Origin of the sequence: Halobellus inordinatus, from assembly GCF_024464655.1 — an archaeon.
GTDB classification, from domain to species: Archaea; Halobacteriota; Halobacteria; order Halobacteriales; family Haloferacaceae; genus Haloquadratum; species Haloquadratum inordinatus.
On sequence record NZ_JANHAV010000003.1, the window covers coordinates 288,421 to 312,689 of the forward strand.

Sequence of the window (24,269 nt, forward strand, 5' to 3'; positions counted from 1 at the left end):
CCGGCGAGAAATCTATGGAGACGTACGATAATCCATATAATAAGCCCCGGTGCGGAACGATAGCCTCTATCCGGCGGCGTGTGATGGTTCCCGTATGCAGCTTTCGACGCTCGCCGACGACCTGGACGACCGACTCGACACGGACGCCTACGCCGACGTCGACGCCAGTGCGAACGGCCTGCAGATCGGCCCCGACGAGGGGACCGTAGAGCACGCCGCGTTCGCGGTCGACGCCGCCGCAGCGACGATCGAAGACGCCGCCAATGCGGGCGCGGACGTGCTCGTGACACACCACGGCCTGATCTGGGGCGGTCTCGACCGCGTCACCGACCGCGAGTACGACACCATCAGCGCGCTCGTCGAGAACGACATCGCGCTGTACGTCTCGCATCTCCCGCTCGACGGTCACGACACGCTGGGGAACGCCGCAGGGCTCGCCGACTACCTCGGCCTCGACGGGCAGGAGCCGTTCGGAACCCTGGGTCCGGTAACGATCGGCCAGCGGGGCCGTACCGCAGAGTCTTACACCGTCGCGGAACTGCGCGAGCGGCTCTCGGGGCTCGATACGGGCGGCCAGGAGCCACAGGTGCTCGACTTCGGTCCCGACGAGATCAGCGAGGTCGCGATCGTCACCGGCTCGGGCGCTGACTGGCTCGGCGAGGCGGCCGACGCGGGCGTCGACGCGCTCGTCACCGGCGAAGGGAAACAACAGGTGTACCACGAGGCGCGCGAGGCGGGCGTCCACGTCTTCCTCGGCGGTCACTACGCGACCGAGACCTTCGGCGTCGAACGCCTCGCCGATCTCGTCTCCGAGTGGGGTATCGAGACGACGGTGCTCTCGCATCCGACCGGCTTGTAACCGTTACGGCCGAGCGTTATCACCCGAGATAATCGGCGGGTCGGCTTTTTATCCGATGTGTCGTTAAAAAGTGTAGATGCAACGGTCAGGACTCTTCGAATCCATCCGGTCGAGCTATGGGGCAAAGCTCGGCGTCGCGTTGCTCGCTGTCGTCGCACTCGTCGTCGGGTTCGGCGTCGTCGTCCAAGAGGAGACCTCGGCGACACTCCAAGAGGAGGTCAAAGGCGAGTTGAGCACGTCGGCGGCGGCTCGGGCCGCGGAGCTCGATACGTGGATCAGCGGCATCGAAAGACAGACGCGGTTGCACTCGACGAACCAAGTTCTCAAGTCAGGGGACCGCGACGAGATATCGACGCATTTGACCGAGACGGTCGATCGCGAGGCCGTCCCCGAGGGCGTCGTCGCGGTGCACTACTACGACAGAGAATCGAAAACGATACTCGCGAGCTCGATGGCCAAGATGGAAGGCGTCGACACCGCCGAACAGGGGGCGGCGTTCGCGACGAACCCGCCGGAGTTCAGCGGTACGAACGACGTGGCCGTCACGTCGCCGTTCACCGTGCCGGTCGTCGACTTCCCGGTCGTTTCGGTCATCTCGCCGATCGAGGGGACGAACGGGAAGGCGCTCGTCTATATGATCAATCTCGAAGCACACACGCGGGCGTTCGCCGACGCCGCGGGCCAGGGATCGACGGTCGTCGTCGACAGCCAGGGTCGGATCGTCGCCCACCCCGACAGCAAGCAGCTCCTGAGTTCCTACAGTCGCGACGTCTCGGAACTCACTGACGGCGGCTTCATCCAGGGTGATGAGCAGCTCGTCGCCGGGGCGGGAATGGACGCGGTAGACTGGACGGTTCTCGTCCGCACCGATCGAGCCGAAGCCTACGCGCTGGGCTCGCAGATCACGTCGTCGATTCTGGGGCTCATCCTGCTCGCGCTGGTGAGTTTGGCCTTCGTCGGCGTCGTCGTCGGATCGAACACGATCGTGTCCGCACGGTATCTCGCCCGACGGGCGAACGCGATGGCAGAGGGCGATCTCGACGTCGACCTCTCGACGGCCCGGACCGACGAGTTCGGCACGCTCTATCGCGCCTTCGACGAGATGCGCGGGGAGTTGCGCTCGCAGATCCGCGCGACCGAGCAGAAAAAAGAGGCGATAGAACGGAAGAACGAGGCGCTGGAGGCGACCGCCGCGGAGTACGGCAACGTGATGGACGCCGTCGCAGACGGCGATCTGACGCGGCGACTCGACCCCGACACCGAAAACGAGGCGCTTGCGGACATCGCCGTCTCGTTCAACGAGATGCTCGATGCGGTCTCGGAGACGATGGCGGAAGTCAAAGCCTTCTCCGAGCACGTCGTCACCGCCGCAGAGCGCGTCGACGACGGCGCCGACGAGGTTCGTGAGGCGTCTGCGCAGGTGACGACGGCGACGACGGAGATCTCCGACGGGGCCGAGCGGCAGACGGAGGCGTTACACGAGGTCTCGACGGAGATGGACGCGTTGTCGTCCTCCGCAGAGGAGATCGCCGCGACCGTCGACGAGGTCGCACAGGCCTCAGAGCGCGCCGCGGACGTCGGCGAGGAGGGGCAGGCCCACGCCGAACGCGCCATCGACGAGATGGACGCGGTCGAGCAGACCACCGCAGAGACCGCCGCGGAAGTGACCGCGCTGGCCGAGGAACTCGACGCCGTCGGTGAGGTCGTCGAAGTGATCACCGACATCGCCGCGGAGACGAACCTGCTCGCGCTGAACGCCTCGATCGAGGCCGCGCGGACGGGCGAAGCGGGCGACGGATTCGCTGTCGTCGCCGACGAGGTGAAGCAGCTCGCAGAGGAGACGGCGACGTCGGCCGCCGAAATCGAAGAGCACATCGAACAGATCCAGGCCCGCGCCGACGAGACCACGACGGCGATGATGGAGACCCAAGAGCGGATCGAGAGCGGCGTCGGCACTGTCGAGTCCGCGATCGACGCGCTCGACAACGTCGCGTCGGCCGTCGAGGAGACCGACGACTCGATCCAGGAGATCCGCGATGCGACGGCCCAGCAAGCGTCCTCGGCGACCGCCGTCGTCGACCGCGTCGACGACGTGGCGGCGATCGGCGATCAGACCGCCGAGGAGGCGACCGCCGCAGCAGCCGCGGCCCAACAACAGACGAGTACGATGCAGAGCGTAAACGACGCCGCCAACCGACTCACTGAACAGGCACGCGAACTCCGGACCGCGCTCGAAGACTTCACCGTCGCGAACGAACACGAGGCGGGACAGTTCGGAGGTGGCGCCGGACGCGGCGCAGGTACAGCAAGGTCCAACGCTGCCACTGGAACGACTCTGCGGACCGATGGCTCCGACGACCCGGAGTCCTGGACGAGTGGGGGAGGTGACTGAGATGGAGATCGACACGGCGGTCTGGCTGTGGCTCGGCCTCGCGGGGATGACCGCGGGAACGATCCCGACGGCGTACCAGTTGCTGACCAACGACGAGAACCGACACCTCTCGGCGGTCCTCTTCGGTGTGACCGGCATCGCGGCGCTCGCCTATCTGGCGATGGCGCTCGGCTACGGAACTGTCGAGGTGGGCGGGACGGCCATCGAGGTCGTCCGCTACGGCGACTGGCTCCTGACGACGCCGCTAATGGTGCTGTATCTCGGCTTGCTCTCGCAACCGGGCAGCCGCGTCCTCGGGGCGCTGGTCGTCGTCGACGCAGTCGTCGTCCTCGCGGGCGTCGCCGCGACTGCGCTCGGCGGCGTCGTCGGCTACGCGTTCTTCGGCGTCGGCTCGGTGGCGTACCTCGTCTTGGTCGCGCTCCTCGTGTGGACGCTCCCGCGGCGGGCGTCGTTCGATACGCCCCGGCAGGCCGCGTCGTTCACCACGCTGCGGAACCTCACAGTCGTCGTCTGGACGCTCTATCCCGTCGTGTGGCTCCTCGCGCCGACGGGCGTCGGACTGCTGCTCCCCGACACGCAGGTGCTCGTGCTGACGTATCTCGACCTCGTCTCGAAGGTCGGCTTCGTCGCCGTCGCGGTCCGCGGAATGTCGGCGCTCACGGGTTCGGCGACCGATATGAGCGTGAACGCGGACTGACGCCGGCGCGAACGCTTTTGTACCGCGCTCGTCCGGATCGCGAAGCATAACCGACCGGATCGCACACGACTCGGTATGAGCGACGAGCACGAGCACGGCACAGACGAGTCGGAGGCGGGATCCGACGGCGAAGACGCCCACACACCACACCGCGAGGAGTTCCACGAAGCGCCGATCGGACACGCGCAGGTCCGCAGCGGGATGACCGTCGGCGACCTCGCCACCGAGTACGGGAAGGCCGGCATCGGCGCGGCGACTGTCGACCGCGCGGTCGACGTCTACGCGGAGATGCTCGGCCGCGAGGAGGTGACGAACTTCTTCGGGCTCGCCGGCGCGATGGTGCCCGCCGGAATGCGCCAGATCGCCGTCGATCTGATCCGCGACGGCCACATCGACGCGCTGGTGACGACCGGCGCGAACCTCACGCACGACGCCATCGAGGCGATCGGCGGCAAGCACCACCACGGTCGGGCGGAGCCGCACGATCCGCATCCGGCCGCGGCCGACGCCGAACCGACGGGCGAGACGCCGCGCGAACACGACGAGCACCTCCGCGACGAGGGCGTCGACCGGATCTACAACGTCTACCTGCCGCAAGAGCACTTCGCGCTGTTCGAGTCCCACCTCCGCGACAACGTCTTCCCGGCGGTCGAACGGCAGGTGTCGATCCAGGAGTTCACCGCCGAACTCGGGCGCGCGAACGCCGAGCAGAACGCGGAACGCGACGTCGACGAGGACGCCGGCATCGCCGCCGCAGCCTACGAGAACGACGTGCCGGTCTACTGCCCGGCCATCCAGGACTCCGTGTTAGGAATCCAGGCGTGGATCTACTCACAGACCTCCGATTTCGGGCTGGACGCGCTCGGCGATATGACGCACCTCTCGGATCTGGCGTTCGAAGCCGACCGGGCGGGCGCGATGGTCGTCGGCGGCGGCGTGCCGAAGAACTACGTCCTCCAGACGATGTTGACGATTCCGGACGCCTACGACTACGCGGTCCAGTTGACGATGGATCCCGACCACACCGGCGGGCTCTCGGGCGCGACCCTCGACGAGGCGCGCTCGTGGGGGAAACTGGAGAAGTCGGCGCGGAACGCGACAGTCGTCGGCGACGCGACGATCACGCTTCCGCTCGTCGTCGCCGCGGCCCGCGAGCGGGCGGCCGAGCGCGACTTCTGATACGGTCGGATATAGCGGTGTGGACGTTCTCGGTACCGCGGGGGATGAAGTGCCCCCGAAGGTGCCTCAGACGGGGCGAGGTGTCACAGCAGGACGAGTGATACTGTCGGACAGCAGTTCGTGAATCATATTGGCACCCACGGGATGCCGATAATTTTCACATAGTTCTGTCCGACAGTATGAACGAACACGGTCGGGGGTGATCTGTCCGGACCGAATCCCCTCTCGGTCCATCGATGTGATCGCCGCAGCATTCGATCATACATTAACATTTATTATGGTCAGGGCCAACGGTGCTCGTATGCCCCTCGTACGCGTACGCGAGTGACTCGTTTTCGACCCGCGTATCGCCGTACGATCGACCGCCGAATCCGACCCGAAACCAGTGAGCACACACGTCCGACACACACGCACGAAGCGCACAGACCGACAGACCGACCGATCCGCGACGACCGAGAGCACGAGCGCGGCCGGAGCGACCACCGAAAACCGTCCGACAGCAGGGCGGCCGCGACCCGGCGAGCGCGACGCGGCGACTGCGAAACCCGACAGCACGACGGCGTTCCGCGCGACAGACGGCGCGTGGGTCGAGCGCTGCCAGCGGCAGTTCGACGCAGACGCGACGGCACGCCTGGCGAACCTCGTCGACGAGGAGAACCAAGTCGTCATCGCTCCCGGCGAGGCGTAGCGACAGACAGCGGAACCCACACGGTCACCCGACCGCGAATCGCCCTCGTTCGCGAATCCGACACACGGAACGGCTATACGGCCCCGTCCATTTTGAGGCGTATGGACTACGCTGATTCTCTCGACCGGGCGCTCGATGAACTCCCGGAGCGAAACCAAGAGCAGTCCCGACTTCGAGTGCCGGACCCCGAAGGCGAGACAGACGGCGCGTTCACACGCCTGACGAACCTCGGCGAGATCGCCGACGCGCTCGGCCGCGACGTCGAGCACGTCCACCGGAACGTCCAGCGCGAACTCGGGACGAACGGCCAGCTTGACGACGACCGCGCGCGGTACAACGGTTCGTTTAGCGTCGCGGACTTCGAGGCCGCCATCGACGAGTACGTCGCCGAGTACGTCACCTGTACGGAGTGTGGCCTGCCGGACACCCGACTCGTCACCGAGGACGGCGTCGATATGCTCCGCTGTGAGGCCTGTGGTGCGTTCCGCCCCGTCCAAAAGGGTGCCGCGAAGACGCAATCGCAGTCCGGTCCGGCCGTCGAAGAAGGAACGACCTACGAACTTGAGATCACCGGCACCGGCCGCAAGGGCGACGGCGTCGCCGAGAAAGGCAAATTCACGATCTTCGTCTCCGGCGCGCGCGAGGGCCAGACCGTCCGCGCACTCGTCGAGCGGACCAGTGGGACGCTCGCGTTCGCGCGTGTGGTCTGAGAGACGGTACGTTTCGTCGCGGCCTCGCAACGCTCTTTGAACTCCTCTCGCTATAGCCGACCGGCCGATGACGACGGCACCGTTCCGAGCCGGGGTGGCGCTCGGCGACGACGAGCCCTATGAGTGCCGAGGTCTGCATCTCCTATGTAAGGGGATGCATCCGTTATTGAACAGATGCGCAGCTAAGCATCCAGAATAAGTCCGCTAAACGGAGAATGTAACAACTAATCCTCGTGGTCCTGATGGCGAAGACCGGGTGTCGGTTGGAGGAGGCGCTGGAGATCAAGGTGGATGACCTGATGCTTGAGGATGGATTTGTCCGACGTCGGCGAACAGCCGGACCGGTGGCTTGACGTCCGGATCCGGCCCTCCGAAGAGAGCGATTTGCGGGAGTTCATCCCCAGACACCTCGCCGAAGTACTGCATGTCGAGTTGGTTGATGATGTGGTCGGTCGCGATCTTTCCGATCAGATCAACACAGGGAAGCCCCTCAATTATAACCAGCTCACTCAAATTGCCGGTTTGGTCTCTACAGTTATGTTGATTTCACAGAGTGAACTATAGACTCTTTCACAAAATATTCCACGCTGTCCAATCCATCGCTTCCTCTTGGTTCCGACGATACAGTTCTCTGTTTATGCCCTGCATCTCGCTGTAGCAGTGTATATATGATACTATTCTTATAACAAGATTTATTACGAACCGCGAACATAGAATAGAGTGGAATCAGGGTGATTAGCAATGGCCCTGCCGAACAGACCGACCAGTTCGTGGCTACAGAACTCCGGATTCCCGAGCCGACTGTTCGAAACCGGTAGCAACGACTACGAACTGTACGAGGAGGACGACGAGTTCGTCCTGAGCGTCGAGATGCCGGGCTTCGATCCCGACGAGATCGACGTCTCCTGGGACGAGGGTGTCCTCAACATCGCCGCCGAACACGAGGACGAGACGCGCGGTCAGCGCAAAACCTATCACCGTCGGTTCCGCTTCCCGAAGAACGTCGAGGACGAGAACATCACGGCCCAGTACAATAACGGGATTCTCGAAGTCCGGTTGCCGGTGATAACGGGAGCCACCACCCGTGGCAAGCAGATCGAGGTTCAGACCTAACAGCGTCTCCATACCTCGTCACCGGTATATCGATCGATAGCCGTTTTTCCGTGAACAGTCGAGGTGAGACCCATGCGACTCACGGTCAAACAGCTCAAGAACCGCGATCCCGGAAGCGGCATGGCAGTCATCGATCGTGAAGCGCTACAAGAACTCGGCGTCAGCAGTGGTGACTTCGTCGCAATCGAGGGTCGTGACGGTGGACGAACAGTCGCCCGCGTCTGGCCCAGTAACACGAGCGACGCGGGGCACGGTATCATCCGTATCGACGGGCAGCTCCGACAGGCAGCGAACGTAAGCATCGACGATCGCGTCGAGGTCGAAAAAACGGAGGTCGAGCCAGCGGACCGTGTTACAGTCGCCCTGCCACAGAACCTCCGGATCACGGGCGATCTCAGCTCGCATCTCCGCGAACACCTCACCGATCAGGCAGTGACCGCGGGACAGACAGTTGCGTTCCCAATCGGGTTCGGTATGTTCTCTGGACGATCCGGCCGCCGCATCCCCTTGACGGTGGTCGATACACAGCCGAGCGGGACGGTCGTCGTCCAGAATACTACCGACATCGAAATCGCCGACCAGGGCGCACAAGAGGTTTCCGTCGAATCGGGTGACCCCGACGATTCGCCCACTCCTGGTGTCACGTACGAGGACATCGGCGGGTTAGACGACGAACTTGAACAGGTCCGGGAGATGATCGAGCTGCCGATGCGCCACCCCGAGCTGTTCGGGACGCTCGGCATCGAGCCACCCAAAGGGGTGCTGCTCCACGGCCCGCCGGGCACGGGGAAGACCCTGATCGCGAAGGCCGTCGCCAACGAGATCGACGCTCATTTCCAGACGATCAGCGGCCCGGAGATCATGTCGAAGTACTACGGGGAGAGCGAAGAGCAGCTTCGCGAGGTGTTCGAGGAGGCCGAGGAGAACGCTCCCGCGATCGTCTTCATCGACGAACTCGACTCGATCGCCCCAAAGCGAGAGGAGGTCAGCGGTGACGTCGAGCGACGGGTCGTCGCCCAGCTGCTCTCGCTGATGGATGGCCTCGAGGAGCGCGGCCAAATCACGGTCATCGGTACGACCAACCGCGTCGACGCGATCGATCCGGCACTCCGCCGTCCTGGCCGGTTCGACCGCGAGATCGAGGTCGGCGTCCCCGACCGCGACGGACGTGAGGAGGTTCTCCGGATCCACACTCGTGGGATGCCGCTCGGCGATGGCGTCGATCTCGAACGCTACGCCGAGTCCACCCAGGGGTTCGTCGGCGCTGACTTGGAGAATCTTGCCAAAGAGAGCGCGATGCACGCGCTCCGACGGATTCGGCCGGAGCTGGATCTCGAAGAGGAAGAGATCCCTGCGAAAGTCCTCGATTCGATCGAGGTGACCGAGAACGACTTCAAAGAGGCACTGAAAGGCATCGAACCGTCGGCGCTCCGCGAAGTGTTCGTCGAGGTTCCCGATGTCACCTGGGACGACGTCGGCGGCCTCGATGGCGCGAAAGAACGTCTTCAGGAGACCGTCCAGTGGCCCCTGGAATATGCCGACGCCTATGAGCGAGTCGCACTTGATCCGGCGAAGGGCGTCCTGTTGCACGGGCCGCCCGGCACCGGCAAGACCCTGCTGGCGAAGGCCGTCGCCAACGAGGCCAACTCTAATTTCATCTCGATCAAGGGGCCGGAGCTGTTCAACAAGTACGTCGGAGAATCCGAAAAAGGTGTTCGTGAAGTGTTCTCGAAGGCCCGCGAGAACGCACCGACGGTGATCTTCTTCGACGAGATCGACGCGATCGCATCAGAGCGTGGCCGAGGCGTCGGCGACTCGAACGTTGGTGAGCGTGTGGTCTCCCAGCTCCTGACCGAACTCGACGGCCTCGAGGAGCTTGAGGATGTCGTGGTGATCGCCACGACCAATCGCCCGGACCTCATCGACGATGCTTTGCTCCGACCTGGGCGACTTGATCGTCACGTTGAGGTAGATGAGCCAGACGAGGCGGCTCGGCGTGAAATCTTCGAGATCCATGCCAGAGGCAGACCATTGGCCGACGACGTCGATCTCGATGAACTCGTTGAGCGGACTGGCGGCTTCGTCGGTGCCGACATCGAAGCGGTCTGTCGCGAGGCCGCGACAATCGCAGTTCGCGAGTACGTTCGTGCGACTGCGAGTGGCGAATCGGCCAGTATCGATGAGATCGAGCTGACGATGAACCATTTCGACCAGGCACTCGAGGAGGTCGACTCAAACGTCGGGTCCGGAACGCGGGAGTTCGAGGGGACACCTGAAGCGGTGTAGAACTCGCGGCCGTCTCTTACGCAGTTGAATCGTCGGCTCGATCCCCTCGGGGGTCATCGGCTTCTTCGATTTGTTCGGTCACACGCTTGTCGATCTGTTCGTCTAGATCTCCAACCTCGGCTTCGACTTGTTCTTCGACCTCCGCTTCGAGGCGTTCGGAAACCTCTTCACCAACCTGCTGTTCGATCTCATCGCTGACCTGTTCCTCGACCCGGACTCCCACTTGTTCCTCGACCTCGGTTTCGACTTCATCGCCGACCTGCTCTTCGACCTCGGCCTCAACCTGTTGTTCGGCCTCCCGTGAAATCGTTTCCTCGAGAATCCGCTCGTAAATCGACATCTTCTCCCAAACTCTCAATAGGTAACCGATGACAAGGCCTCCCTCGAACGCGGCTACCCGGGGGTCAATACGGAATACGAGATACCCGAAGCCGGCGATGAAGAGCAAGCCGTACACCAGTTCGATGTGAAACTGCGTCTGTCTTCCTTGGAAGCGACCACTGAGCGTACTCAGTGACATCGTTGTCTGATATCTTCGAGTTTCGTGTTCAAAAGCCTGACTTGGGAACTCAGATGAGTAGACGCCCGGTTCCGATCTGATGACACACTGGTGCGAACTACTCATACGAGAAGGTGGAATTGCTCTGCTGCCTCGAACGTGACGAAGGCGATGACGCCAGCGACGGTCGGGGTGGCGATCCACGTCGTTACGATCCGTTTCGTAGTAGAAGGATCGAACAGATTGAGCTGGTCATCCGCCCAGTCCGATCGTTCCGCACTCGAGAGCCCTTCTGGTCGGACGATCGCATGAAGGGGCACCCGACGGCTTGCCCGCCCCCACCCGAGTCCGATGACGCACGCAGTGAGCACGACGGCGAGGCTCGCCGGGATTCCGGCCCAGCTCAGGCCGGTGAGGATCGAGGCCGCGATCGTTTCGGCGATCAGCGACGCTTCCAGCGACAGGTCCGTGATATCCTCGCCGACGGTCTCCATCGTCCGAGGACCGATAGCGAAGGCACCGATCCCGATCGCCACGCCGCCGATCGCGACCCCAGGCGTCATTTCAAGCTGCCCGGAGCCGACGAGCGGCGCGACGGCGTTGGCGACGTTGGAGGCCCCGGCCGAGAACGCCATGTAACAGCCGATCCCGATCACGATGAGTTCCGCAAAGCGACTGGCATCTTTGGATCCGAGATCAAGCATGTCCACGACCGCGTCGTAGAAGTACCGCCCGACGAACGCACAGACCCAGAAGGCGAGGATCGTCGAAAGCACCCACCACATACCGACGACGCCGACGGTCCGCCAGTCAAGCACGCCAAGAGCTGCGCCCATTCCGACGACAGCGGCAACCGCTGTCTGGCTGGTGCTAGTCGACACCTTGAGCACATTGCCGAGCAGGATGCCGAACCCGATGAAGAGGAGTACGCCGATCGACGCGCCGAGCGTGAAGTACTCTGCTGGGACGAAGTCCGTCCCCAAGGTGTCGACGACGTTCGTGCCGATAGTGAACCCGCCGATCAGGACGAACACGGCCATCAACCCGGAAGCTTGTCGCATCGAGAGCACGCCACTTCCAGTCGCGGGGCCGAATGCCACGCCCGTTGATGAACCCCCGATGTTCACGCCGACAAAGATGGCCGTTGCTATGCCGATGAGGAACACCACCGATAGCGCCATACGATCGGATATAGGGCATAATTCTGCAAAAGAATATTGATTTCGTGAGAGCGAGTAATTCCTAAGTGGATCCAGACAATATTTTCTGATAGGTATGGCCCTCCAGCCGTGGCTGTACACGCTCTTCGTAGTCGCCGGAGGGTTCCACGTGTTCGTAGTCCTCTATGCGTATTGGTCCAAGCAGGTTTCTGATGATTGCGTGGAACCTGCGGACAGTACCGAAAAATCAGTACAATTAACGGAAGTTGATTGTCCGGAGTGTGGGACTACCAACGAACGGGGATACAGGTACTGTGCGAACTGCGTGTCAGAACTCCCTGGCGGGAGCAACGTCGACAGAGTGCCTACCGCACCTGTCGGGCGGCAGATTTTCTGATCACTCCAGCCGATCGCCAGCAAATGAAAGAGTTAATTCTTCGGCCTCGTAGATATTGATTCATATATAAGAGAATTAACCGGACTAACGGTCATGGATGTGAACTCGCTCAAATCCTTGGTGATGCGCACTCGCGACGGAAAACTCGGTCTGATAGAAGTCGTTGCCATGGGCGTCGGCGGGATGGTCTCGGGCGGCATCTACGCTGTCCTCGGTGTCGCGATGCAGCAAGCCGGCAACGCCGTCCCGCTTTCATATCTCATCGCGGGAATAATCACGCTGCTCACCGCGTACTCGTACCTCAAACTGACGTTTCACTTCGACGAACACGCCGGGGCGTTCACGTTCGTCGAACACCTCGTTGACCACCCGAGCCTTGCAGCATACACTGGGTGGGTGTTAGTCGTCGGCTATATCGGCGTCATGGCGATGTATGCCTTCGCGTTCGGCGCGTACACTCTCACCGCCGCACGGGCCATCGTCGGGATCGAACTTCCACAGCTCCTTCGCCCCGTTATCTCGGTCGTTATTGTCGCTCTCTTTGTGGGATTGAACCTGTCGGGCGTCCGCGAAACCGGCCTGTTCGAGGACATCGCCGTCTACATCAAGATCGTAATTCTGCTCTCGCTCGCCGGGCTCGGAATTGTCTTCTTTCAGGGCGATCCTACCGCATTCGATTTTTTCAACGAGGGATATATCAGCCCGATTACTGGATTTGCGATCATCTTCGTTTCCTATGAAGGGTTTCAGCTACTGATCTACGACTATGAAGAGATCGAAGACGTCGAACGAACCCTTCCGATCGGGATGTACCTCGCCATCGTGATCGCAATTTTGATTTACGTCTCGGTGTCGTTCATGGCGACCCTCCAACTGACGCCAGAGCAGCTCATTGCACACGAGGAGACGGCGCTTGCAGCAGCCGTCTCGAACATTCCGCTCCTGGGTGCTGCCGGGTTCGTGCTCGTGATCCTGTCTGCGATGAAAAGCACCTCGTCGGGAATCAACGCGACGCTCTTCGGTACCTCACGGCTCGCCCACGAGATTGCAACCGAGGGCGCTATCCCGCGACTTTTCTCGTTTCGGAACCGCGAGGGCATTCCGGTCTACTCGCTCCTACTCATGGGTGGTCTGACCGCCACCTTCGCCGCGCTCGGGACGCTCAAGCAAATCACCGAGTTCGGTTCGGTCGCATTTCTGATCGCGGACGCTGTGACTAATTTCGTGAACTTCCAACTCGCGGACGAAACGGGATCGAACCGACTGTTCCCAGCCCTCGGCCTCGTCGGAACGACGGTGGCGATCCCGATCGTCTTCTATCATCTCTATCGTACCGACGTTGAGATCCTACTCTGGATTGTCGGTATATTTGTCACGCTCTTTGTGCTTGAGTTCCTCTACCTGGAGCGGAGACCTTTCGAACCTGAAATCGACGATAAGGTATGATGTCCGACACTCGGTACCCCCGTATTGAGTGGTTGCCATCTGCTGTTGCTTGGGTGTATGAGAATTGGATGCAGTCTACGGGTGAAAGTTACCCCGTGTGAAGAGTTGTACGACACCTTCAGGAAAAGTTATTATTTTTCCATAGAACAGCCGAGTCCAGATCCGTTCTACAGCAGATTACCGATGAATCCGGTTTCTGGCGGTATCCTCAGTATCGAATCAGTCCGCAGAATTGAAATTGCGCAAATTCGAGGCGAGAAGCCGTATAAAGAATGCAACGTGCTTCAATTTCTATCTAACGTGACGGTATCACTTTGAAAGGCCTCGGCACTCACAGAGACGGTATCATTGCTGGATTTCTATCTTGACTTGTCCATTCTCACGGAACTTTCTCACTTCTTCAGCCGTCAAAAAGACGGATGCTCCGATGAGTTTGCCCTCCCGGTCCTTCCATTCATTCAAATTATGCATTTAGCGAGTTGTCCACCTCCGTCTGCTATAGTCCAAGGATTTTGATGCAGTCCAAGTATTCCTTGCGAGCGTCCTCCCGGTCGACTCGTGTGTAGATATCCATCGTCTCACTCGCCGCATCACCACGAATGTACCGCAGGATGTGCTGTTTCATCCCCTGATTCCGCATCAGCGTCGTGAAGACAGTCCGGTATGTGTGCGGTGTGAACTTCTTGTGGAACCGATCTTCCCCACGATCCATCACGCCTGTCTCGACGGCGGCATCCTTCACAGCTCTCTGTACTTGCGTCTTCGAGACGCGATTCCCGCGGATGCTGAGGAACAAGTAGTCCGAATTGCCGTTCGTGGGACGGGTGAATTTGAACCGCTCGATGGCTTGGATCGTTTCCTCGTCTACAGGCACGACCGTCTGCTTCCCGCCTTTCCGCTCCCGGAGGCGAACGAACCCCTCGTCCAGCATCAGGTCGTCCATCTTCACTTCCAAGGCCTCGCTGACACGACAGCCAGTCTTGGCGAGGAGGACGGCGACCGTCTTGTTCCGCGGGTCGGTCATCTCGCGGATGATCTTCGCACCGTTCTCCCACGTTGCGCAGTCAGGCCGCTCTCGGATCTTCTTTGGGATGTCCTCTAAGACGACGGCGGCTGGATTCCCGGTGATGTCCTCGAAGCGTGGGCGTTTCATCGTCCAGTCGTAGAACGCACTCAACGATTCCAGGTACCGCCGCTTCGTATTCTGGGAGAGTCCGCGCTGATCGAGCGTGACCACGTAGTCCTCTACGTGCCGTACCGTCACCTCAGAAGGCGTAAGATTCGGGAACTGTTCGTGGAAGAACTTCTTCAGCGTCCGGCTGTAAGAGTTGAGCGTCCGGTGGCTACAGCCGGTGCTCTGTTTCTTTCGGATGAACTCGTTCACCACGTCGTGTTTGTTCTCGTAGACAGTCTTGTACCAGTCATCGGCCATCACTCATCACCTCCGTCGGTGAGTCGCCAGCCGTGCCCTCGCTCGTATTCGACGCGGTCCTGCGAGGCGAGGTAGTAGAGTTCGTCCTCGACAGGCTTCCGAATCAAGTTATCCAAGGCACCGCTCTCCATGATGTCCTGCAGAATCTCGGGGAGCGTCTGGTACTCCGTGGAGAGAAACTGTTCGAGGAAGTCGATGTCGTCGATCTTCGTCGTTCCACTCTCCTTCTTCCGCTCTCGCTCCAGCTGTGTCTCCAACTCTTTGATCCGTGATTTGAGTTCGGCTATCTCTTCCTCACTCTGATGATGGGCGAGGTAACCCTGTTCTCGGTAGGCGCGAGCCTCTTGGACCAGTTCGTAGAGGTACTTACTGGTGCTTCGGTAGCCTTTCTCCTCTGCTTCTCGATCCCATTCTTCTTTGTCGGGTTCTTTGCAGACGATCTGGGCGACCGTCGAGTCGGTCGCGAGGCCTGCTGTTTGCTTCCATTGGTCTTTGTCGTCGGACATACTGACACCTCTTGCGTACAGGAGAAGGCGGGAAAACCCGCTCCGCCTCCGCACACTCTGAAATTTATTATCAACTTTTTAATATCTTATCTATGTTGATATTTACCAGAGTGCCGAGGCCAGCTTTCGATCTGTATGGTTGCCAAGTGGCGTGGACGGGCGTAAGCGAATCACGTCTGTTTGCTCCCGAGGGAGGGTACTGTCTCTCGGCGGTAGTTCCGATGGGGTCGTCCTGCCAAGAGCGCTGAACGTTTATGCTGCAGCCAATACGGAGTGTAGGTATGGACAACGCCCGAGGATGTGTCACCGTGCCTCGTCACGCTGGCGACGAGGGTCGGCACGAACTCGCAGGGTGGCACTGAGATGACGGTCGGCGTCGCCGGACTGGTGTTTTGGATTCTCGTCGCACTCGCAACGGTCACCAGCCTGGTGACGGCGTGGACCCTCGGCGCGAACAGCAACTCGCCACCGTTTGCGCCCGCGATTGGTGCGCAAGCCATCTCGACGATGAAAGCCGCGTTCCTCATCGGGATCCTCGCCGCACTGGGGGCACTGACGCAGGGAGGAAGCATCTCCGCGACGGTCGGCTCGGGGCTGGTAGCTAACGCACAGATTACCTCTCTCGGCGCGATAGCTGGCCTGCTGACGGCGACTGGCTTCATGGCGTTCGGAGTGTATTCGGGATACCCGGTCCCGGCCGCGTTCGCGACGACAGGCGCGATGGTCGGCGTCGGGCTCTCACTGGGTGGGGATCCCGTCTACAGCACCTATCAGCGCATCGCCCTCTTCTGGGTGCTCGTTCCGCCGATATCCGGCGGGTTGGCCTACCTGACCGCGAAGGTTCTCCGGCGCGACGACATCCCAGAGACACTCGGGGTCCCGATTCTGGCAGCCGTCGTCGGAGCGATCGTGGCAAACATTCCGCTCGGTGTCATCCCCGCACCCGCCGGTGACCAGCAGGGCACGATCGCCGGGGTAGTGCGACTACTCGTCGACTCCGCAGTGCTGCAGACGGCCGGGGAACTCCTCGTGACGCTCTTGGTCGCAGCAGTGAGCTTTCGGTTCATCCGGCAGCGGACGCAGGACTCGGTGGATCGCGGTATCAAGACGTTTCTCGTGCTTCTCGGAAGCGTCGTCGCCTTCTCCAGTGGTGGCAGTCAGGTCGGGCTCGCCACTGGCCCGCTGGAGAACCTCTACTCCGTAGAACTGGGCGTCCCAGGAATCGCGCTGCTCGCACTCGGCGCGGTCGGCATTCTCGGTGGTGTGTGGATGGGCGCACCGCGACTCCTGCAGGCCACGTCCCGTGAGTACGCCCAGTTGGGCACGCGCCGCTCGATTGCGGCGCTGGTACCCGGGTTCATCATCGCGCAGGTGGCGATCACGCTGGGCATCCCGATTTCGTTCAACAACATCATCATCAGCGGCGTCATCGGTGCTGGCCTCGCGGGTGGGAAAGCAGGCGTCTCCCGCCGGAAAATCGGCGTCACAGTGGTGTTTTGGTTCATCACGCTGGCCTCCTCGACAGCGATCGGATTCGGGCTCTATCGGGCATTTGCCACCGTTCTCGGGGTGTAGTCACCGGACGACGGTGACTGTCACAGGTGCGCCACCGACGACATCAGTCGCGACAGTACCGAGGAGCCGGCGGGTGAGTTTGTGTCTATCGCCGCCGTGACCACCCATCACGATGTGGTCGACCGCGTGGTTTTCAGCGAACTGGAGGATCGTGTCGGCGGGCTTGCCCGTCTCGATAGCCGTGTCGACATCGTAGCCTGCCTGTTCGGCTTGTCGCTTCGCGCGGTCGATGAGAGTTTGGGCGCGCTCGCGGGCGGTTTCTTCCCGTTCTTCCCCAGTTTCCACGATGCCACTCTCGCTCATCGAACTGTCCACCGGCGTGACAACGTTGAGTACGGTCACGGTACAGTCGAACGTCTCGAGTGCGTGGACGAGTGCGTCGTCGGCCAGTGGCGAGCCGTCCAGCGGAACCAGCACGTGCGATGGAGCCATACGGCTACTCTGTGACCGAACGTCAAGTCGTTTGACATCCGCTCGCGGGCGCCACGCATCTGGTGGGCGCTCGTGATTAGACATAACCTATAAGCATACTTTTTGAGATTATAATAGCACAAATCATATTACGTCCGGGATGGTGTATTTCGACAACGAATGACCGTCGACCGCATCCTGACGACCCACATCGGAAGCCTGCCTCGAACGCCGAAGCTCCTCGAACTCCTGAAGAAGCGCCAGGACGGTGACGCCGTCGACGAGGAGGAGTGGCACCAGACCGTCGTCGATGCGACCGAGACGGTCATCCAGCGGCAGGCCGACGTCAGCCTCGACATCGTCAACAACGGCGAGCAGCCTCGGGTCTCGTTCAACTGGTACGTCGCGAACAGGCTCTCGGGCATCGGCGACACCCGTGACGCCCCGCTGTGGGACGATCTCGCGGACTTCCCCGAGTACGCCGAGGACGCGTTCCACGCCGAGGGGATCGATCTCACAAAGCAGCCGTCAGTCACCGGCCCCGTCGAATACATCGGCGAGAAAGCCGCACGCGAGGAGATCGATACGTTCTTCGAACTGCTCGACGCCGGCGAGTACGACTTCGAGGGAACGTTCCTGACGGCAGCCTCACCGGGCGTCGCGGCCGCCACCCTCGTCAACGACTACTACGACTCCCACGAGGAGTTCCTCTCTGTGGTCGGCGACGCCCTGAAAAAAGAGTACGAGCTCATCGCCGAGACGGGCGCGACCCTCCAACTCGACGCCCCCGACCTGCTGACGACGGGCCACCGCGGCTTCGGTGACCGACCAGTGGAGAAACTCAAACCGATCGTTCGGATGCACGTCGAGGCGCTGAACGAAGCCACGAAGGACATCCCAGACGAGCAGCTCCGCGTCCACACCTGCTGGGGTAGCTACGAGGGACCCCACCACCGCGACAAGCCGCTCGAAGAGCTCATCCCGATCCTCTACGACCTCGACATCGGCGGGCTCTCCATCGAGGAAGCCAATCCCCGCCACCAGCACGAGTATCGGGTGTTCCGCGAGCACCCCCTGCCCGACGACTGGACGCTCATCCCGGGCGTGATCGACGTGAAGACGAACGTCGTCGAACACCCCGAAGTCGTCGCCGACCGGATCGAGCGGGTCGCTACCGCCGTCGACGACCCGTCGCGAATCGTCGCCGCGCCGGACTGCGGCTTCGACACCCAAGCCGGTCTCGCGATGGTCCACCCCGACATCGCCTGGAAGAAGCTCGAAGCCCTCGTCGAGGGCGCTGCGGTCGCCACCGACCGCTTGTTCTAGGACCGTCCGACCAGCTCTGCTAAGACCGTCGCGGCCGACCCGTCCGCAGGTCGACCTCGACGGGCCCATCACGCCTCGTCGCTCCGTCCATTCGCTCTTATGTCGTCACAGCCCGTACCGCCTCGTATGCCCACATCGGAACCGTTCGAGACCCACACCGAGCGGTACGAGGGATGGTTCGACGAGCACCCGGACGTCTATCGCTCCGAACTGGAGGCGCTGGGACGGCTCGTACCGACGGACGGCTACGGCCTCGAAATCGGCGTCGGGAGCGCGCGCTTCGCCGCTCCGTTGGGAATTGACGTGGGAATCGATCCCGCCGGCGAGATGCTCGCGTACGCCCGCGACCGCGGTATCAGCGTGGTTCGCGGCGTCGCCGAGTCGCTGCCGTTCAAGACTGGCGCGTTCGACACCGCCCTGCTCGTGACGACGATCTGTTTCGTCGACAACATCCCGCGGACGCTGTCCGAGGCCGAGCGCGTTCTCGACGCCGATGGCTCGCTCGTGATCGGCTTCATCGACAAGAACAGCCCGGTCGGCGAGATCTACCAGGAGACGAAAGAACAGAATCCGTTCTACCGCGACGCCACGTTCGTCTCGACCGCGGAAGTCATCGACGCGCTGGACGCAGCGGGGTTCACCGACTTCAAGTTCGTGCAGACGGTCTACCAGTGGATAGAGGAGGTCGACGATCCCGAACCGGTCGAGGAGGGATACGGCGACGGCTCGTTCGTCGGCATCAAGGCGACGCGGTAGGCGACGTCGCAGGCCGTCGGCGCAGTCAGGAGACGACGGCCGGACGTCACTCCCGGGAGTCCGCCTCCTGATAAATCACGTGTCCGCACGCCTTGCAGTGTGAGGCGTCGGGGTCGTGATACTCCAGCCCGCAGTCCGGACACCTGACGTTGACCTTCTCTCTGGAGGTCCACTCTTTGAGAATCTTGCTGGCCTGCCGCGGGATGACGATGATGGCAGCCAGAATCGATCCCACTGTCACCCAGCGTCCTGGCTGTGTCACCGGGACGATATCGCCGAAGCCGACCGTCGAGAGAGTGACGACGGTGTAGTAGAAGGCGTCACCGAACGTCTCGACGTTCGGATTCGCGCCGCTCTCGGCGCTGTAGAACAGACCGGTGGAGGCGAAAAGCAGGACGAGAATCGTCAGAAGAAGTTTCATCGCGCGCAGCGTGTTGTCCGAGACCGTCCCGAAGAAGAACTCCGCGTCCCGCGTGAACCGGTAGAACCGGAGCACGCGAATCACCCGAAGCACGCGCAGGAAGCCGATGTTCAACGCGCCGAAAGACACCGGCAGGAGCACGACCGAGAGCGTCGGCAGAATGGCCATCAGGTCCACCATCGTATAGCCGTTGAAGAACTCCGCGACGCGGTCGCGCGCGCCGTAGAGTCGGAGGACGTACTCGACCCCGAACACCAGCGCGATCACGACTTCGAGATTCCACAGCAGTGGACGGAATCCTGCAGAGATCGGGTACGTCTCGACGATGAAGATGGCGACGAACACCAGATTCAGCCCCAGCAGCGCGATGTCGATGGCCTTCCCCGGCGCAGTTTCGTGATCCAGGAGATAGAACCGTACCAACTGCCGGGGGCGCCCCTCACCCGGCACCGACGCGTCGCTGTCCATAGGATGTGTAGTTGCTACCCCATTATAATGGGCGGCCGTCCTCGATTCTCGCGAGCGTGTTTTTGCGACCCTCCGATGCGCAGGAACCGGCCGCAAGACACAGGCTGACTCGCAGTACCGGTCTCCTCATAGGACGCCGAGGGCTCTGCCCAGTTCGATCCGAGTAGCCAGTTCGACCCTCGCTACGCTCCTCGGGTTGTACCGTCAGAAAGTGGGTCGGGGCGGGTTGCGAACCTCGGTCGGACGTGCTCACTCACTTCGTTCGCTGCGCGCGGCCTCCCTGGCTCGAATCCGCGTGTCCACTTCGACGAACGGACTCCTCACTCGTTCGTCGGTGCGGTTCGTCAGAAGTGGGTCGGGGCGGATTCGGAACCGCGCGAGACTCCCTCCGGTCGTCTCGCTGGGTTCGAATCCGCGTGCCCACTTCGTGGCGCTGGCTCCTCGCTCCGCTCGTCGCGTTGCGCCACGAAAATGGGTCGGGGCGGATTCGAACCGCCGGCCTGCTCCGTGTGAAGGAGCCGTCATAACCGGACTAGACCACCGACCCGCGCCTCGATTCTTCCGCGTGGCTGGACTTAAGCGTTCTTCTTCGCGGCGTTGCCAGCGAACCGGCCGCGACCGCGTCGACCCGTCAGTACGTGGGCGACTCCTCTGGAACGCCGTCGCGGGCGTTGACGAGGCGTCCGAGGACGAACAGCGCGTCCGAGAGCCGATTGAGATACCGGATCGCCTCGCTGTTGACGGGGTCGTCGGCGGCGAGCGCGACCGAGCGCCGTTCAGCCCGGCGCGCGACGGCGCGCGCGTGGTGGAGCGTCGCGCCGGCTTCGCTCCCGCCCGGGAGGATGAACGACTCCAGTGGGTCGAGCTCCGCGTCGGCCTCGTCGATCGCGTCCTCCAGTTCGTCGACGTGCGCCTCGGTCACGACCGGGTCGTCCTCGTCGGGGTTCGGGTTCGCGAAGTCCGCCTGCACGACGTGGAGATGGTTCTGGATTCGTTCGAGCGTCTCGTCGACGTCGTCGTAGCCAGTCGGGCGGGCGGTCCCGATGAGCGCGTTGGCCTCGTCGACGGTGCCGTAGGCCTCGATTCGCGGACTCGTCTTCGCGACGCGCGACATATCCCGCAGGTCGGTCATCCCGTCGTCTCCGCGGCCGGTGTAGATCTTCATTGGTTCGAGGCGAGCGTACGCTCGATGTAGGTTTCGATGTTCTGGCTCTCGTTCATCGTGACGCCGCGCTCGTCGTCGACGAGGACGGGCACGACGCGCTGGCCACTCACGCGCTTGACCTCGTTGCGCTGTGAGTGCAGCGCGTCGACCCACTCGGTCTCGTACGCGACGTCGTGTTCCTGCAGCGCGTCGTGGACCGCCTCACAGAAGGGACAGCCGTCGAGCGCGTACAGCGTGATGCTCATACGGTCCCTTGCGGGCGCTGGACCAAAGAGATTTGCTCGTGACCACACCCCCGACTGAAGTGGGTGCGCCGCGTACGCGCACGTATGAGCGTGACGGGTGTCTGTCAGGTGTGCGAACAGCGGGAAGCGGAGTACACTTGCCACCGGTGCGGCGCGGCCGTCTGTTCAGTGCACTTCGACCAGGATCGCGGCGTGTGCGTTCACTGCGCGGATCCGGAGGGCCGAGAGGACGTGTTCGCCGAGGGCGACGCCTCCGGCGACGTTCCGGGGTTCCGGTAGCGTCCCACAGCCGTACCGCGCAGCAGCACCAGTCGCTGATGCGGCGCGCCCCGTCAGTCGCTGCCGCGGTACTGGTTCAGCCGTCGCTGGAGCCGACGAGCGGCGTCTCCCGCCGCCTTCGCGAACGCCTCGCCCTCATCCTCACCTGCGAAGATGATGCCGCGCGAGGAGTTCACGAGGCCGACGCCGTCGGCTAAGCCGTGTTCGACGGCCGCCTCGGCGTCGCCGCCCTGTGCGCCGATTCCGGGCACGAGGAAGGGGAGGTCGGGGACCTGTTCGCGGATCGACTCCAGTTCCTCGGGCGCGGTCGCGCCGACGACGAGGCCGACGTTCCCGTGTTCGTTCCACAGGTCCGCGAGCGCGGCGACCCGTTCGTAGACCGCCTCTCCGGAGGCGAGTTCGAGGTCCTGGAGGTCGGCTCCGCCGGGATTCGAGGTGCGGCAGAGCACGAACACGCCTTTGTCCTCGCGGTCGAGGAACGGCTGCAGCGAGTCCCGACCCATATACGGATTGACCGTGATCGCGTCGACCTCGTCGAGCAACTGCGCGTACTGGCGCGTCGTGTTCCCGATATCGGCGCGCTTTGCGTCCAGGAGAACCGGGACGTCCTTGCCCTTCGCGTAGGCGATCGTCTCGCGGAGCGCGCGCCAGCCGTCCGCGCTCTCGTAGAACGCCGCGTTCGGCTTGTAACAGGCGGCGTACTCGTGCGTCTCGTCGATGATGCGGCGGTTGAACGCCCACTGCGGGAGGTCCTTCTCGAGGAGATGGTCGGGGAGTCGCGAGCGGTCGGCGTCGAGACCGACGGAAACGACGCTGTCGACCCGCTCGATGCGGTCTGCGAGTCGCTCGAAGAACGGCGCGGTCATATCTGATGCTGTCTTGCGGGGGACGAGTAGGTTTCCCTTCGGGTGCGGCCTGCTGTCAGCGTAGGCGGGCGAGCGATACGGCGAATCCGCAGGATGGAGTCACAGGTAAACGACCCTTTCCCCCGGCATCAGTGAATCGGAAACCGTTAGGGAGCCCCCGCGGAATGAGAGCGTATGACTGACGCCGCTGACCTCGCCGCGCGGGTCCGCGAGGGGGAGCTTCGACTCCACGAACTGGACGACCACGCCGACGCCGACACCGCCACCGAGGCACGTCGACTCGTCGTCGAATCGGACACCGACGCCTCGCTCGACGCCGTCGGGAACTACGGCTTCCCGGCCGAGCGCGCGGAGTCGAACATCGAGAATATGCTCGGGACCGTGCAGGTCCCGATCGGCGTCGCCGGCCCCGTGTCGGTCGACGGCGGCGCGGCCGGCGGCGAGACGTACCTCCCGCTGGCGACGACCGAGGGCGCGCTGCTCGCGAGCGTCAACCGCGGCTGTTCGGTGCTCTCGCAGGCGGGCGGCGCGAACGCGCGCGTCCTCAAGTCTGGGATGACGCGCGCGCCCGTCTTCCGCGTCGCCGACGTCGTCGAGGCTGAAGCGCTCGTCTCGTGGGTCCGCGACAACACCGACGCGCTCGTCGAGGCGGCCGAGTCGACGACGAGCCACGGCAAACTCCTGGACGTGACACCGTACGTCGTCGGCAACTCCGTCTACCTCCGCTTCCGCTACGACACGAAAGACGCGATGGGGATGAATATGGCCACGATCGCCACCGAGGCTGCCTGCGAGGTCGTCGAGTCCGAGACCGGCGCGGACCTCGTCGCCCTGTCGGGGAACCTCTGCACCGACAAGAAGCCCGCAGCGATCAACGCCGTCGAAGGGCGCGGCCGGAGCGTCACGGCCGACGTGACGATCCCGCGTGACGTCGTCGAAGACCGCCTCCACACGACGCCCGGCGCCATCGCGGAGCTGAACACGCGGAAGAACCTCGTCGGCTCGGCGAAGGCCGGCAGTCTCGGCTTCAACGCCCACGTTGCGAACGTCGTCGCCGCGATGTTCCTCGCGACTGGCCAGGACGAAGCCCAGGTCGTCGAGGGAGCGAACGCCATCACGACCGCCGAGGAGCGCGACGGCGACCTCTATCTCTCGGTGTCGCTGGCGTCGCTGGAGGTCGGAACGGTCGGCGGCGGGACGAAGCTCCCGACACAGGCCGAAGCGCTCGACGTGCTGGGCGTCCGAGGCGGCGGCGACCCGGCGGGCTCGAACGCCGACGCGCTCGCGGAGTACATCGCGGTCGGCGCGCTCGCGGGCGAACTCTCGCTGCTCTCGGCGCTCGCATCGCGGCATCTCTCCAGCGCCCACGCCGAACTGGGCCGGTAACGACGCC

The 24,269-nt window shown here is 62.8% G+C and carries 25 protein-coding genes and 1 tRNA gene; 15 read left to right on the forward strand and 11 right to left on the reverse strand.

Translation table 11 applies throughout. The features are described 5' to 3' along the window. Window positions 1-94 precede the first annotated feature (94 nt). From NO347_RS08385 to NO347_RS08410, 6 genes are all read left to right on the forward strand, one after another. Window positions 95-859 carry a Nif3-like dinuclear metal center hexameric protein gene (locus NO347_RS08385; RefSeq protein WP_256289180.1) on the forward strand — a complete coding sequence of 255 codons (765 nt, stop codon included), beginning with the start codon at window positions 95-97 and terminating at the stop codon, window positions 857-859. A 76-nt stretch (window positions 860-935) separates the two neighbouring features. Further along, window positions 936-3,251: a methyl-accepting chemotaxis protein gene (locus NO347_RS08390; RefSeq protein WP_256289181.1), complete on the forward strand. Its 2,316-nt coding sequence runs from the start codon at window positions 936-938 to the stop codon at window positions 3,249-3,251. 1 nt (window position 3,252) lies between these two features. Then, window positions 3,253-3,948, forward strand: coding sequence for a bacteriorhodopsin (locus NO347_RS08395; RefSeq protein ID WP_256289182.1), 696 nt, complete (start codon window positions 3,253-3,255; stop codon window positions 3,946-3,948). A 75-nt stretch (window positions 3,949-4,023) separates the two neighbouring features. Continuing rightward, window positions 4,024-5,127, forward strand: a complete 1,104-nt coding sequence (locus NO347_RS08400; protein ID WP_256289183.1) for a deoxyhypusine synthase — start codon at window positions 4,024-4,026, stop codon at window positions 5,125-5,127. A 385-nt stretch (window positions 5,128-5,512) separates the two neighbouring features. Beyond that, on the forward strand, window positions 5,513-5,815 hold the full coding sequence (locus NO347_RS08405) for a hypothetical protein (RefSeq protein WP_256289184.1): 303 nt from the start codon (window positions 5,513-5,515) through the stop codon (window positions 5,813-5,815). 101 nt (window positions 5,816-5,916) lie between these two features. Continuing rightward, entirely contained in the window at window positions 5,917-6,525 is a 609-nt protein-coding gene (locus NO347_RS08410; RefSeq protein WP_121569924.1) for a translation initiation factor IF-2 subunit beta, read from the forward strand. Between the two features lie 282 nt (window positions 6,526-6,807). On the opposite strand, the gene NO347_RS08415 is transcribed toward NO347_RS08410, so the two are convergent. Next, on the reverse strand, window positions 6,808-7,038 hold the full coding sequence (locus NO347_RS08415; RefSeq protein ID WP_256289185.1) for a PAC2 family protein: 231 nt from the start codon (window positions 7,036-7,038) through the stop codon (window positions 6,808-6,810). Between the two features lie 228 nt (window positions 7,039-7,266). On the opposite strand from NO347_RS08415, the gene NO347_RS08420 reads away from it, so the two are divergent. Both NO347_RS08420 and NO347_RS08425 read left to right on the forward strand, forming a co-directional pair. Beyond that, window positions 7,267-7,638 carry an Hsp20/alpha crystallin family protein gene (locus NO347_RS08420; protein ID WP_256289186.1) on the forward strand — a complete coding sequence of 124 codons (372 nt, stop codon included), beginning with the start codon at window positions 7,267-7,269 and terminating at the stop codon, window positions 7,636-7,638. A gap of 72 nt (window positions 7,639-7,710) precedes the next feature. Continuing rightward, window positions 7,711-9,924 carry a CDC48 family AAA ATPase gene (locus tag NO347_RS08425; protein ID WP_256289187.1) on the forward strand — a complete coding sequence of 738 codons (2,214 nt, stop codon included), beginning with the start codon at window positions 7,711-7,713 and terminating at the stop codon, window positions 9,922-9,924. A gap of 16 nt (window positions 9,925-9,940) precedes the next feature. Here the strand turns inward: NO347_RS08425 and NO347_RS08430 are convergent, their stop codons facing one another. Together NO347_RS08430 and NO347_RS08435 are read right to left on the reverse strand one after the other, a co-directional pair. Next, the gene (locus tag NO347_RS08430) at window positions 9,941-10,444 is read right to left on the reverse strand and encodes a hypothetical protein (protein ID WP_256289188.1); all 504 of its coding nucleotides are present in this window, start codon (window positions 10,442-10,444) and stop codon (window positions 9,941-9,943) included. Window positions 10,445-10,545: 101 nt separating this feature from the next. After that, window positions 10,546-11,604, reverse strand: a complete 1,059-nt coding sequence (locus NO347_RS08435) for an inorganic phosphate transporter (RefSeq protein ID WP_256289189.1) — start codon at window positions 11,602-11,604, stop codon at window positions 10,546-10,548. Between the two features lie 94 nt (window positions 11,605-11,698). Between NO347_RS08435 and NO347_RS17360 the strand changes: the two genes are divergently transcribed. Next, window positions 11,699-11,980 (forward strand): DUF7577 domain-containing protein, encoded by a 282-nt coding sequence (locus NO347_RS17360; protein ID WP_425492359.1) that lies wholly within the window; start codon window positions 11,699-11,701, stop codon window positions 11,978-11,980. A 123-nt stretch (window positions 11,981-12,103) separates the two neighbouring features. Further along, complete coding sequence (locus NO347_RS08440) at window positions 12,104-13,426, forward strand: APC family permease (RefSeq protein ID WP_256289190.1); 1,323 nt, start codon at window positions 12,104-12,106, stop codon at window positions 13,424-13,426. A 496-nt stretch (window positions 13,427-13,922) separates the two neighbouring features. Here NO347_RS08440 and NO347_RS08445 read toward each other — a convergent pair whose 3' ends face one another. Continuing rightward, a complete protein-coding gene (locus NO347_RS08445) occupies window positions 13,923-14,858 on the reverse strand; it encodes a tyrosine-type recombinase/integrase (RefSeq protein WP_256289191.1) in 936 nt (311 codons plus the stop codon). Then, window positions 14,858-15,364 (reverse strand): hypothetical protein, encoded by a 507-nt coding sequence (locus NO347_RS08450; protein ID WP_256289192.1) that lies wholly within the window; start codon window positions 15,362-15,364, stop codon window positions 14,858-14,860. Before NO347_RS08450 ends, NO347_RS08445 begins: the two co-directional genes overlap by 1 nt. Before the next feature lie 363 nt (window positions 15,365-15,727). Between NO347_RS08450 and NO347_RS08455 the strand changes: the two genes are divergently transcribed. Beyond that, window positions 15,728-16,939 carry an inorganic phosphate transporter gene (locus NO347_RS08455; RefSeq protein WP_256289256.1) on the forward strand — a complete coding sequence of 404 codons (1,212 nt, stop codon included), beginning with the start codon at window positions 15,728-15,730 and terminating at the stop codon, window positions 16,937-16,939. Here NO347_RS08455 and NO347_RS08460 read toward each other — a convergent pair whose 3' ends face one another. Continuing rightward, a complete protein-coding gene (locus NO347_RS08460; RefSeq protein ID WP_256289193.1) occupies window positions 16,940-17,371 on the reverse strand; it encodes a universal stress protein in 432 nt (143 codons plus the stop codon). A gap of 159 nt (window positions 17,372-17,530) precedes the next feature. Between NO347_RS08460 and NO347_RS08465 the strand changes: the two genes are divergently transcribed. Beyond that, complete coding sequence (locus NO347_RS08465; RefSeq protein ID WP_256289194.1) at window positions 17,531-18,676, forward strand: cobalamin-independent methionine synthase II family protein; 1,146 nt, start codon at window positions 17,531-17,533, stop codon at window positions 18,674-18,676. 126 nt (window positions 18,677-18,802) lie between these two features. Next, window positions 18,803-19,432: a class I SAM-dependent methyltransferase gene (locus NO347_RS08470; protein ID WP_256289195.1), complete on the forward strand. Its 630-nt coding sequence runs from the start codon at window positions 18,803-18,805 to the stop codon at window positions 19,430-19,432. A gap of 46 nt (window positions 19,433-19,478) precedes the next feature. On the opposite strand, the gene NO347_RS08475 is transcribed toward NO347_RS08470, so the two are convergent. The 4 genes from NO347_RS08475 to NO347_RS08490 all read right to left on the reverse strand — a co-directional run bounded on the left by NO347_RS08475 (window position 19,479) and on the right by NO347_RS08490 (window position 21,731). Beyond that, window positions 19,479-20,321, reverse strand: coding sequence for an ion transporter (locus tag NO347_RS08475; RefSeq protein ID WP_256289196.1), 843 nt, complete (start codon window positions 20,319-20,321; stop codon window positions 19,479-19,481). 472 nt (window positions 20,322-20,793) lie between these two features. Beyond that, window positions 20,794-20,868, reverse strand: a tRNA-Val gene (locus NO347_RS08480). Between the two features lie 84 nt (window positions 20,869-20,952). Then, window positions 20,953-21,486 carry a cob(I)yrinic acid a,c-diamide adenosyltransferase gene (locus NO347_RS08485; RefSeq protein WP_256289197.1) on the reverse strand — a complete coding sequence of 178 codons (534 nt, stop codon included), beginning with the start codon at window positions 21,484-21,486 and terminating at the stop codon, window positions 20,953-20,955. Further along, on the reverse strand, window positions 21,483-21,731 hold the full coding sequence (locus NO347_RS08490) for a glutaredoxin family protein (RefSeq protein ID WP_256289198.1): 249 nt from the start codon (window positions 21,729-21,731) through the stop codon (window positions 21,483-21,485). Before NO347_RS08490 ends, NO347_RS08485 begins: the two co-directional genes overlap by 4 nt. A gap of 84 nt (window positions 21,732-21,815) precedes the next feature. Here NO347_RS08490 and NO347_RS08495 point away from each other — a divergent pair, with 84 nt between their 5' ends. Next, entirely contained in the window at window positions 21,816-22,010 is a 195-nt protein-coding gene (locus NO347_RS08495; protein WP_256289199.1) for a zinc finger HIT domain-containing protein, read from the forward strand. Between the two features lie 53 nt (window positions 22,011-22,063). Here NO347_RS08495 and pyrF read toward each other — a convergent pair whose 3' ends face one another. Continuing rightward, a complete protein-coding gene (pyrF, locus tag NO347_RS08500) occupies window positions 22,064-22,876 on the reverse strand; it encodes an orotidine-5'-phosphate decarboxylase (protein ID WP_256289200.1) in 813 nt (270 codons plus the stop codon). Window positions 22,877-23,050: 174 nt separating this feature from the next. Between pyrF and hmgA the strand changes: the two genes are divergently transcribed. Then, window positions 23,051-24,262 carry a hydroxymethylglutaryl-CoA reductase (NADPH) gene (gene hmgA / locus NO347_RS08505; protein ID WP_256289201.1) on the forward strand — a complete coding sequence of 404 codons (1,212 nt, stop codon included), beginning with the start codon at window positions 23,051-23,053 and terminating at the stop codon, window positions 24,260-24,262. Window positions 24,263-24,269 lie beyond the last annotated feature (7 nt).